Source organism: Polyangium mundeleinium (genome assembly GCF_028369105.1).
GTDB classification, from domain to species: Bacteria; Myxococcota_A; Polyangia; order Polyangiales; family Polyangiaceae; genus Polyangium; species Polyangium mundeleinium.
In genome coordinates, this window is sequence record NZ_JAQNDO010000001.1 from 668,970 (window position 1) to 680,210 (window position 11,241).

Genomic DNA, 11,241 nt, shown 5'->3' on the forward strand with positions numbered 1-11,241 from the left:
TAACCGAGGAAGACTGAAGGATCCGGAGCAAAAGAAGCAAGCAACGTGCCCTGAACGGGTCACGCGGGTCCACGCGACCGGCCCGACACCGAGCCGGATTGCCCGTGGGTGGCTTGGTCATCGAGGACCCTGGTAACGGCGTCTACCGGGGAAAAAGTTGCGCAGGCCGCAACCGTTTCACATCGATGCGAGGCGCGTGATCCGGGCGCGGGGAGGGGAGGGCGTCAAAAAACAGGCTTGTCGAGGCCCGGGGCCACGCGCATGCTCGCCGCGGGCGAAGGCCCTTCCCGGACCGACGATGAGGCCGCTTCCCGATGGCCCAGGCTCGTAGGATCGGGGAAAGCTCCGAGGACCGTGCACGCCCACTCCATCGCCGGATTCTTGAGCGCTTGGGTGGTCGCGTACGTCGCGATCGCCACGTTCTGCTTCGTCGCGCGGCGGAGGGAGCGCCTGCGCGGGCGCGAGGCCGACTTCGTGCTGTTCGGGTTCTTCTGCCTCGCGCTGTCGGTGCACACGGCTGGCGCGGCGGCGCTGCACCTGATGCGCGACGTGCCAGCCGTGCGGATGGCGCTGCTCGCTTCGGACGTGGGCCGCGTGCTCGGGGCGGCGCTGCTCGTGCACGTGGTCGCGCAGCTCTCGCAGATGCGGCTCGCCCCGCGGGTGCTCGTCGCGATCTACGGCGCGGCGGCGCTCTTCGGGGTCGCGAGCATCGTCGAGCACGTGAGGCACTTCGACACCGTGGCCGAAGCGCCGGTGTCGCTGCTCGGGCTTTCGGTCGTGGAAGTCGCGACGCCGGCGCACCCGCTCGCGACGCTGGTGTCGGTCGGCTCGTTCGCGGCCGCGATCTTCGGGATGACGGTGTTCGTGCGGAGCGCGCTGCGCGGCCGTGCGGATCTGCTTCCGTCGTTGTGGGGCTCGATCGCGTTCGTCGTGAGCACGGGCTACGACGGGTTCTACGGGGTGCTCGGGCAAGGCAAGCCGCTCACGAGCCCGTACGGGTACGCGGCGTTCGTGATGGGCGTCGTGATGTCGCTCCTGTCGCGTTACGTGGCGCTGCGGCAACGGCTGGAGGAGCGCGCGTCGGAGCTGAAGCAAAGGTCGGCGGAGATCGCGCGGGCGTACGAGGAGCTGCGTGCGGCGCAGGCGGAGCTCGTGCGCAAGGAGCAGCTCGCGGCCGTGGGCGAGCTGTCGGCGGTGATCGCGCATGAGGTGCGGAACCCCTTGGCGATCATCACGACCGCCGTGGCGACGTTGCGGCGCGAAGGGCTCGGCGAGGACGATCGGCAGACGCTGCTCGGGATCCTCGACGAGGAGGCGTCGCGGCTGAACCGGCTCGTGGGGGATCTCCTGCGGTACGCGCGGCCCGTGCGGTGCGAGCGTCAGCTCGTGGCGCCGCGCGAGATCGTGGAGCGCGCGCTCGCGCTCTCGCAGAACCAGACGATCGTGAAGGTGACGCTCGTGGAGCCGGAGCCCCTCGAGAAGATCCACGCGGATCCGATGCTGCTCCGGCAGGTGTTCGAGAACATCGTGACGAACGCGATGCAGGCGATGCCGACCGGCGGATCGTTGACGGTGACGCTCGTGCCGCACGCGGAGAGCGGCGCGTCCGGGGTCGAGGTGCGTGTCGCGGACACGGGCGAGGGGATGGACACGTCGGTGCGGGATCGCGCGCTTGATCCGTTCTTCACGACGCGCGCGGCGGGGACGGGGCTCGGCCTCGCGATCGTGGCGCGCATCGTGGACGCGCACGGCGGGCGGCTGTCGATCGAGAGCGACGTGGGTGCAGGGACGGAGGTGCGGATCTTCTTGCCGCAGCACGGAGAGCCTGCGCCGGGGCGGAGGTCGGTGCCGCCGGAGATCAATCGGACGAGCTCGCTGCCGCCGATGCCGGTGGAGGTGCGGCGCGCGTTCGCCGGGAGGAAAGCGTGACGAAGGTCGACGACAAGAGGGCCGCGCGGCGCGCGGAGATCGTGCGCGCGGACAAGCAGTACGTGTGGCATCCGTACACGCCGATGCAGCGGTACATCGACGAGGTCGATCCGCTGGTCGTCGAGCGTGCCGCGGGCGCGCGGTTCTTCGATGTCGACGGGCGGAGTTACCTCGACGCGAATTCGAGCTGGTGGGTCTCGACGCTCGGGCACAACCACCCGCGGCTCGTGGCGGCGCTCGCGCGGCAGGCCGAGAAGCTCTGCCACGTGTCGCTCGCGGGCGTGACGCACGAGGGCGCGGCGAAGCTCGGCGAGGAGCTCGTGGCGATCGCACCGCCGGGGCTCACGAAGGTGTTCTTCAGCGACGACGGCTCGACGGCGGTGGAGGTCGCGCTGAAGCTCGCGGTGCAGATGTGGCACAACGAGGGGCGGCCCGCGCGGCGGAGGTTCGTGGCGCTCGACGGCGCGTTCCACGGCGAGACGATCGGCGCGGCGAGCCTCGGGGGCGTGGAGGTGTTTCGCAAGCCTTTCGCAGGCGTGCTCCTCGAGTGCATTCACGTACCGACGCCCGAGGGCGATGCGCCTTCGGACGCGGGCTACGCGCGGGCGTTCGAGGCCCTGGAGAAGCTGCTCGCCGAGGGGAGCGACACGATCGCGGCGGTGGTGCTGGAGCCGCTCGTGCAAGGCGCGACGGGGATGCGGATGTACGACGCGGCGTACCTGCGGCATGCGCGCGCGCTCTGCGATCGCTACGACGTGCTGCTCGTGATCGACGAGGTGTTCACGGGCTACGGGCGCACGGGATCGATGTGGGCGTGCGAGCGCGCGGGCATCACGCCCGATCTGATGTGCTGCGCGAAAGGGTTCTCCGGCGGCATGTTCCCGATGGCGGCGACGCTCGCGACGCGGCGGGTCTTCGACGCGTTCCTCGGGGCGCCGGAGCGCGCCTTCTATTACGGCCATTCCTTCTGCGGAAACCCGCTCGGCGCGGCCATCGCGCGCGAGGTGCTCGCGATCTTCCGCGAGGAGGAGATCCTCGCGAAGGCCCAGCCGAAGGCCGCGCGGATCGCGAAGGTGTTCGCTTCGATGGGTGAGATCCCGGGCGTGTCGCGGGCGCGATCGCTCGGGATGATCGGCGCGCTCGATCTGTCGAAGGGCGCGGGATACCTCAGTGAGCTCGGCTGGCGGGTGTATGCGGAGGCGCGGAGGCGCGGCGCGTATCTGCGGCCGCTCGGCGACGTGGTGTACGTGGCGCCGCCGCTCACGATCACGGACGACGATCTCGAGACGCTCCTGGGGATCGTCGAGGAGAGCGTGCGGGCGGCGTTGCGTTAGCGCGTCTTCGCGGCGGGCGCGCGGCGATCTCTTCGGCGGCGCAAGCGTAAGACGAGCGCCGAGAGGCCGGCCAGGACCGTGGCGCCGGACGCGCCGGACGCGCTTCCCAGGCCGCAGTCACATCCGCCTGCCGCTTCCAGGTCCCGCGGCGGGCCACCGCCGCTGCCGCTGCCCGATCCGCTGCCCGGGCCGATGCCGCCGCACGCGGTCGGCTCGATCCCGAGCGTGGCCGCGATGCCGGGCCAGCTCATCACACACATGGCCGGCGTCGTCGCGCCCTCGCCGCATTCGAGCGGGCAGATGTCGGGCAGGTTGTAGATGTTCTCGAACGTCTTGCCCTCGTCCTTCGAGAAGCCGACGGTGAAGCCGTCGACGAACTGGTTGCCGCACGCGTACATGCCTGCGGTCGTCCACGTGAGGCAGCGCGTGTAGAGGTCGCTGACCTTCTCGAACGCGAGGTCGGCCGTGTTCGCGATCTGGATGCCGTCCTTCGGGCCGCCGATCGCGATACGCGTGCCGTCGGGCGAGAGCGCGAAGCCGAGCAGATCGTCCGCGGCCGTGAAGGCCTCGGTGAACGTGGCGCCGGCGTCGTCGCTGACGAGGAGCTTGTCGACGGGATCGCCGCTCAGGCGCAGGTAGACACGGTCGGGGTTTTGCGGGTCGATCGCGGCGAGGAAGGGGACGAAGCTCGCGTAGGCCGCGTCGAGGTAGGTGCGCGTCCACGTGACGCCGCGATCGTCGGAGCGCTCGATCGCAGGCGCGAACGATTTGCCAACGATGCCGCTCGCGTAGAGGCGCTGCGGGTTCGAAGGCGTGACGTCGACCGTGAGGGCGATGAAGTCGCTGAGGATCGGCTTTCCGGCCTGCGTCCAGGTGGCGCCGTTGTCGGCCGTCTCGGCGACGATCACGTGGAAGCCGTCGGTGCCCTTGCCCGTGGACGTGATGGCGACGCCGCGCGAGGGGTCGTCCCGGTGGACGGAGACGTCGATGACGTACTCGTCTTTCAAGGGGGCCTCGACGAAGCCCCAAGCGCAGCCGCGATCGTGGCTCACGCTGAGGCCCTCGAAGACGCCGGCGAGGATCGTGCCGTCCGCGAGCACGCCGATGGCCGGATCCTGCGTGCCGCCGTACCCGACCGCGCCCTCGCAGATCCACGACCACGAGCTGCCCCCGTTCGAGGTCTCGAGGATGCCGTACGTCGTGCGGAGGACGATGTGTGCAGGATCCTTGGGATCCACGACGAGCTGGTCGGCGATGGGGAAGCGGCCGTTCGCGTGGGCCGCGGTGGGGGCGAGGAGCGAGGCGGCCGCGATCGCCGCGGCGAAGGGGAAGAAGCGCATGGCTGATCCTAGCGCGTGGACATGCGCTCGGCGGCAGCGGCGTCTTCGTGTCCGAGGCGTACGTCGCGCAGCTCGGCGCCGAGCAGCTCGATCGCGGCCGTGACGAGGGGATGATCGGCGATGGCGCGGCGCGCGTTGTCGAGGCGGGCGCGTCGGTCGGCGCCGTCGATCTGCGCGACCGTGACGGCGCCGCTCTGCGGGCGGAGTGTCTCGAACGTGACGTCGGGCTTGCCGCCGAAATGCGCGGCGAGGGCGGCGCGGATGCCCTCCTTGGCGACGGGCTCCTGCGCTTGCTTGCCGAGGAACGAGTTGTCCTCGAAGCCGAGCACGATGCCGTCGGGGCCGATGCGGAGCAGCGCGGCATGTTCGAGCACGGAGGCGAGCGGCGCGCGCTTGGCGCGGACGAGCTCGATCACGGCGCGAAACGTGGCGAGGTCGGGGGCGCTCGGGGCCGCCATGCGGCCGGCGCCGTTGGGGGGGGCCGCGCCGTTCGTGTAGGGGGCGCCGTTTGTGTAGGCGGCGCCGTTGGCCGGAGGCGGTCGGGAAGACGCCGGAGCCACCCGTGAAGGCGTCGGAGGGACCTGTGAAGACGCCGGAGCGGCTTGTGAAGACGCTGGAGCCACCCGTGAAGGCGTCGGAGGGACCTGTGAAAACGCCGGAGCGGCTTGTGAAAACGCCGGAGCCACCCGTGAAGGCGCCGGAGAGGCTTGGGAACCTGGTGGAGGCACCGGGGAAGACGCCGATGGGGCCGGTGAAGACGACGAAGCCTCGGAGGCGGACGCCCGACGCTGGCCGGGAGGCGCGCCGCCGCCTTGCATGGGCCGTCCCTGCCCGGCGCCGCCCGAGGGGCCCGGCGCGCCGCCGCCTCCCCCGAGCAAGCGGCGCTCCATGTCCCCGATCCGCCGCAAGAGCTCGTCCACCGGCATGAGCGGCGGCCGGCGCGAGAGGCGCACGAGCGTCATCTCCAGCGCCGCGCGAGGCTGGCCGCTCCGGGTGATGTCGTCGTAGGAACGCGAGAACCCCTGATGCAAGCGCGCGAGGTCGTCCGCGTCCGCGCGCGCCGCCAGGGTCTTGACGTCGGCGAGTTCGCTGTCGGCGAGGTCAAGCAGGCCCGTCGGATCCGCGGAGACCTTGGCGACCACGAGGTCGCGCAAATGCGCGAGGAAGTCCCGCGCGACGTGCGGGAGATCGTAGCCCTGATGCGCGAGGTCGGAGACCGTGCGCAGGCACGCCTCGGCGTCGCCGTCGACGAGCGCGGCTGCGAGGCCGTGGAGGACCGAGCGATCCGCGACGCCGAGGACCCGCGCGACGCCCTCGGCCGTGAGCTTGTCGCCGTCGACGCCGACCCACGCGAGGACCTGATCGAGCAGGCTCATCGCGTCGCGCATGCTGCCCGCCGCCTCGCGGGCGATGATGGAGAGCGCGGCGTCCTCGAACGCGACGCCCTCCTGGTCGAGGACGAAGCGCAGGCGCGCCGTGATCGAGAGCGCGCTGATGAGCTTGAAGTCGTAGCGCTGGCAGCGGCTCAGGATCGTGACCGGGATCTTGTGGACCTCGGTCGTCGCGAAGATGAACTTCACGTGCGGCGGCGGCTCCTCGAGCGTCTTGAGGAACGCGTTCCACGCGTTGTTCGAGAGCATGTGGACCTCGTCCACGATGAAGATCTTGAACCGGTCGCGCGAAGGCCGGTACGGAAGGCTCTCCTGGAGCTTGCGGACGTCGTCGACGCCCGTGTAGCTCGCGCCGTCGATCTCCTGGACGTCGACGTCGCTGCCGACGGTGATCTCCTTGCAAGGAGCACACTCCTGGCAGGGCTTCGACGTCGGACCCTTCACGCAGTTGAGCGATTTCGCGAGGATACGCGCGCTCGTCGTCTTGCCGACGCCGCGGACGCCCGTGAACAAGAAGGCATGCGCGACGCGGTTCTTGGCGATCGCGTTCTCGAGCGTGGTCGAGACGTGCCCCTGACCGACGAGGTCCTCGAACGACTGCGGTCGGTACTTGCGCGCGAGGACGACGTAGCTCATCGCCGCCTCGACGTAGCAGAAAGGCGCGCTGGCGTCTTGCGACGCAGCCGGACCGCCACGGCGGGCGCGCCGAGCGAGCGAAGAGGCGCGCGCGGGCGTTCGTCCGGCCTTGCAGCCCAGCCAACTTCACGGCATACACGCTCCTCCCATGCAATTTCGCGGTGGAATGAACGAGCTGGTCCGCCAAGCGGCCCGGATGCAGCGCAAAATCGACGAGGCGAAAGCCAAGATCAAGGACCACGAGATCTCGGCGACCGCCGCGTCGGACAAGGTCTCGGTCACCGTGACCTGCGAAGGCAAGGTCCGGAAGATCGCGATCGATCCGGACTTCCTCGCCGCCGAAGGCCTGGAGATGGCCCTCGACGCGGTGGCGGTCGCGGCAAACGCGGCGCTCGAGCAGGCCGACAAGCACGTCGAAGCCGAGATCGCCAAGGTCACGGGCGGCGTGAAGATCCCGGGAATGCACACGTAGTGGCCACGCGGAGCCCCACCTCCTACGTCACGCGCAGCTCTTCCCTACCCGAACGCCTCACGCGCGTCGCGCACCTGTTCGCGCGGCTGCCAGGCGTCGGTGAGAAGACCGCGCAACGCTTCGCGCTGTTCCTGGCGACAGCGGACGAGGAGGTCGCGCACGATCTCGGCACCGAGCTCGCCGTGCTGCGCGATCACGTGAGGCCCTGCGAGCGCTGCGGAAACATCGCCGAGGTCGCCGAAGGCGCGCAGCCGGGCGAGCTCGTGCGTTGCGCGATCTGCCGGGACGAGCGGCGCGACAGGGCGCTGCTCTGCGTGGTCGCGCGGGTGCAAGACCTGCTCGCCATCGAGCGGAGCGGGGTGATGCGCGGGAAGTATTTCGTGCTCGGAAGGCTGCTCTCGCCGCTCGACGGGATCTCGGCCGAGGATCTGCCGCTCGAGGGGCTGAAGCGCATCGTGACGGACGCCGAGGCGCCGGTGAGCGAGGTGCTCGTGGCGACGCCGCCGTCGGTGGACGGCGAGGCGACGGCGCTGCTCGTGGCGCGCGAGATGGCCGCGCTCGGCGCGCGCGTGACCCGCATCGCGAGCGGCGTGCCCCACGGCGGTGACCTCGAGTTCGCCGATCAAGTCACGCTCGGCCGCGCCATCGAAGGCCGGAAGAGCTTCGGCTGAACGGAGGGTACGAGAGATGCCGAAAACCATCATTTCCACGACCGAGGCCCCCGCCGCGATCGGCCCCTATTCGCAGGCCACGCGCGCCGGGAACCTCGTCTTCTGCAGTGGCCAGATCCCCATCGACCCGAAGACGGGTGAGCTCGTCGCGGGCGGGATCGAGGCACAGACGAAGCAAGCGCTCGCGAACCTCAGCGAGGTGCTCCGCGCCGCCGGCGCGTCCTGGCCCGACGTCGTGCGGACGACGATCTGGCTCGTCGATCTCGGCGATTTCGCGGTCGTCAACCGGATTTACGGAGAAGTCGTGGGCGCCGAGCCGCCCGCACGCGTGACCATTCAAGTGTCGGCGCTGCCGAAGGGCGCCGCCGTCGAAATCGATGCGATTGCCCATGTTTGACGCCTGGGCAAAGTCAATCCCCAGGGGAGCCTCGAAATGACCACCAAGGACGATAGCGACAACCCGGAAAAGAAGACGCGCAGGATCGTCCGCTCGGCGAGCACGCGGCGCGAGGGCGAGCCCGGGGGCGAGAACCCGGCGGAAGGAAAGCCCACGCAAGAGGCCGGGGAGGCGAAGACGGAGCCGGCCGCAGGTGAAGGCGCCGCGGCGCCCGCGCCGAAGCCCGCGAGCGGCCCCGGCGGAAGGCCGGAAGGCGTGCGCCGGATCGACATGCGTGGGCCCCGCCCGCCGGCCGGTACCCCAAGGCCGAGCAGCGGCAGGCCGCCGCCCCGCGGCCCCCGCAGGGACCACGGCGGCGATTTCGTTCCGCGTCAGGAAGAAGGGATGCGCCCGCGCCCCGGCCCGGGTGCCGCGCGCTCGGCGATGGGCCCGGGCCCCGGCCCGCGTCCGCCCCGCCCGGCCGGCCCGCCCGGGGAAGGTCAGGCCCGCACCGAAGGCGGTGAGAGGCCGCCGCGCTTCGATCGAGGCCCGCGCCCGGATCGTGGGCCGAGGCCGGACCGGGGTCCGCGTCCGGATCGTGGACCGAGGCCGGATCGTGGGCCGAGGCCGGATCGTGGGCCGCGTCCCGAGGGTGCAGGTCCGCGTCGTGATCGTCCGCAAGCCGCCGCGCCGAGCGCCGCCGGACCGGCCGCCGCAGGGGAGGCCCAGGCGAAGCCGGCCGTCGCCGCGAGGCCGGCCGCGCCGCCCGCGAAGCCGGCCGCGCCCGCGCCCGTCGCGAAGCCGGTCGCGCCGAAGCCGAACATCGTGACGATCATCGCGCCGCCCCCGAAGGCGAGCGGTGGCGTGAAGGCTGGCGCGCCGAAGCCGGCCCTGACGGCGAAGGAAGCCCTCGCCGCGAAGGCGAAGGCCGCGCAGGCGAAGGGCAAAGCCCCGGCGCAGCCCGCGAAGGCGGAAGGCGCCGCGGAGGCCCCGGCGGCCGCAGCAGCCCCGGCGTTCGAGGCGGCCGATCTGTCGGCCGGCTGGGACACGGCCGCGGAGGCCGCGCGCAAGGCAGGCGACCACAGCGCGGCCCTCGTGGACGCGTGGCTCGCGGCCTCGAACGTGGAGGCGATCGTAGCGGTGGCCGACGCGGACGAAGCGCCGGGCGTCGCGCGCAAGGCCGCGCGTCGAGCGCTCAACATCCTGAAGTCGCGCGGGACGGCGATCCCGACGCGGCCGCGGGTGGCGCGCGTGGACACGCGGGCCGAGGCGACGCTCGAAGCGACGTTCCTGCCGCCCGACGGAAGCGGGACGTCGGCCATCTCGATCACGAGCCGCGACGCGAGCGGTCGTTACCACCTGGCCGAGGTGATCGTGAGGGATCCGATCGGCATCCTGAACGCGGGCAGCGCCTGGATGAGCGGCTCGCAGCTCAAGGAAGGTCGGAACCGCGCGCTCGAAGGGCTCGGCGTGTCGCCTGCGCCCGTGCCGCTGGAGTGGGCGCGTCATCGGATCGCCACGGCCCGCAAGCAGAACGCGACGTCGGGGCAGATCGTGCCGCTCGGGTTCGAAGGCTGCCGCGAGCTCGTGGAGCCCTGTCCCGAGGCCGAGCCGGCGCACCCGCTGGCCGATCTCGAAGCCGAGATCACGAGCGACGTTGCCTGGGCGCGCGCGCCCGGGTCGGCGACGTTGCACGAGGAGCCGGAGTTCCGGTCGTGGCTGCCCGATCGCGGGAGCCTGGAGGATCTGCTCCAGCGGCTCGGCCAGCGGCTCGGGCCGGAGGGCGTGCGGGATCCGCAAGCCGTGAACGCGGCGCTGACCGAGGAGATCGCGGCCGCGACGGATCGCTTCTTCTCGCCGGAGGCGCGCGCGATCGTCGCGACGCGGATGAAGGACGCGGCGATCTCGGTGCGCGCGCGGAAGGGCAACGACCGCGCGACGGACGTGCTCGCGGTGGCGCGCGCAGTGAAGGAGGCGGGGCTCATCACGTCGCCGCCGAACGAGATCCCGTTCCTGCTGGGCTTCTTCCAGAAGGGGATCAGCGTGCTCGCGCATCAGGGCGGCGGTTCGCTCCGCATCCCGGTGGCGCCGCTCGGGCCGCAGGCGGCTCCGCAGGCTTCCGCTCCTGCGGAGGAAGCTTCGACCTGATCGCCTGACCTCACCCCCCTGTTCCCCCTCTCCACTCATGGAGAGGGGGGAAGGAAGAAGAGGTTCAGCCTTCCCAGGGCGCTTTCGCGTCGCCCATCCCGACATGCCGCCGAAAGGCGAGGTGCAACGCCCGCGTATGCGCGCCCGGTTTGCCGCTGCCAATCGGCGCGTCGTCGGCAGCGACGACGGGCAGGATCTCGCGCAAGCTCGACGACAGGAACACCTCGTCCGCCGTGCGTACGTCCTCCGGAACGAGCGGGCGTAACGCGACGGCGAGCCCAGCCTCGCCCGCGATCGCGAGGAGGTGCGCGCGCGTGATCCCCGCGAGGATCCCGGCCTCTTCGGGAGGCGTGATCAGGGTTCGTCCTTGCACGACGAACACGTTGGAGGTCGTACCTTCGACGATCTGTCCCGCCGTGTTGATGATGAGCGCCTCGTGCGCGCCGACGTCACACGCCTTGCGGATCGCGAGCACGCTGGCGAGGTAGTTGCCAACCTTGGCGCCGTGCGCGGCGTCGCAGGCGCGCTCGGTGCGATGCGTGATGACGGAGACGCCGTCGCGGTACATCACCGCCGGGAGGAGCTTCAGCGGTTCGACGAGGATCACGCGCAGCGGATGCGTCGCGAGGCGCGGATCGAGGCCAAGCGGACCGGAGCCACGTGTCAGCGTGGCGCGCACGTAACTCTCGGGGTTCGCCGCGGCTGCGAGGGCACGCTCGATCTCGGCGGCAAACGCGGTCGGATCGATCGGCATGGGGATCGCGACCTGCGCGGCCGATCGTTCGAGGCGCTGCACGTGTTCGTCGAGCGCGAAGGGGCGGCCGCCGTAGGTGCGGATGGTCTCGAAGACGCTGTCGCCGTAGAGGAAGCCGCGGTCGTAGACCGAGACCTTGGCGTCCTCGGGCGCGTGGATGACTCCGTCGATGCAGGCGATGCGGCTCATG

The 11,241-nt window shown here is 71.2% G+C and carries 9 protein-coding genes; 6 read left to right on the forward strand and 3 right to left on the reverse strand.

Annotated elements, in window-relative coordinates; genetic code table 11:
* Nucleotides 1–354: 354 nt before the first annotated feature.
* Nucleotides 355–1,929: a sensor histidine kinase gene (locus POL67_RS53445; protein WP_271915270.1), complete on the forward strand. Its 1,575-nt coding sequence runs from the start codon at nt 355–357 to the stop codon at nt 1,927–1,929.
* Nucleotides 1,926–3,263 carry an adenosylmethionine--8-amino-7-oxononanoate transaminase gene (bioA, locus tag POL67_RS02785; protein ID WP_271915273.1) on the forward strand — a complete coding sequence of 446 codons (1,338 nt, stop codon included), beginning with the start codon at nt 1,926–1,928 and terminating at the stop codon, nt 3,261–3,263. Before POL67_RS53445 ends, bioA begins: the two co-directional genes overlap by 4 nt.
* On the opposite strand, the gene POL67_RS02790 is transcribed toward bioA, so the two are convergent.
* Nucleotides 3,260–4,603 carry a beta propeller repeat protein gene (locus POL67_RS02790; protein WP_271915276.1) on the reverse strand — a complete coding sequence of 448 codons (1,344 nt, stop codon included), beginning with the start codon at nt 4,601–4,603 and terminating at the stop codon, nt 3,260–3,262. The two genes, bioA and POL67_RS02790, sit on opposite strands and share 4 nt — an antisense overlap.
* An 8-nt stretch (nt 4,604–4,611) precedes the next feature.
* Complete coding sequence (dnaX, locus tag POL67_RS02795; RefSeq protein ID WP_271915279.1) at nt 4,612–6,630, reverse strand: DNA polymerase III subunit gamma/tau; 2,019 nt, start codon at nt 6,628–6,630, stop codon at nt 4,612–4,614.
* 148 nt (nt 6,631–6,778) lie between these two features.
* Here dnaX and POL67_RS02800 point away from each other — a divergent pair, with 148 nt between their 5' ends.
* Genes POL67_RS02800 through POL67_RS02815 form a run of 4 tightly spaced genes read left to right on the forward strand, consistent with a single transcriptional unit; the run spans nt 6,779 to nt 10,297 of the window.
* The gene (locus POL67_RS02800; protein ID WP_271915282.1) at nt 6,779–7,102 is read left to right on the forward strand and encodes a YbaB/EbfC family nucleoid-associated protein; all 324 of its coding nucleotides are present in this window, start codon (nt 6,779–6,781) and stop codon (nt 7,100–7,102) included.
* Nucleotides 7,102–7,773 carry a recombination mediator RecR gene (gene recR, locus POL67_RS02805; RefSeq protein WP_271915285.1) on the forward strand — a complete coding sequence of 224 codons (672 nt, stop codon included), beginning with the start codon at nt 7,102–7,104 and terminating at the stop codon, nt 7,771–7,773. Before POL67_RS02800 ends, recR begins: the two co-directional genes overlap by 1 nt.
* 16 nt (nt 7,774–7,789) lie before the next feature.
* A complete protein-coding gene (locus POL67_RS02810; protein ID WP_271915287.1) occupies nt 7,790–8,170 on the forward strand; it encodes a RidA family protein in 381 nt (126 codons plus the stop codon).
* Nucleotides 8,171–8,206: 36 nt separating this feature from the next.
* Nucleotides 8,207–10,297: a hypothetical protein gene (locus POL67_RS02815; protein WP_271915290.1), complete on the forward strand. Its 2,091-nt coding sequence runs from the start codon at nt 8,207–8,209 to the stop codon at nt 10,295–10,297.
* Nucleotides 10,298–10,361: 64 nt separating this feature from the next.
* Here the strand turns inward: POL67_RS02815 and POL67_RS02820 are convergent, their stop codons facing one another.
* On the reverse strand, nt 10,362–11,240 hold the full coding sequence (locus tag POL67_RS02820; protein WP_271915293.1) for an aminotransferase class IV: 879 nt from the start codon (nt 11,238–11,240) through the stop codon (nt 10,362–10,364).
* Nucleotide 11,241: the final 1 nt, after the last annotated feature.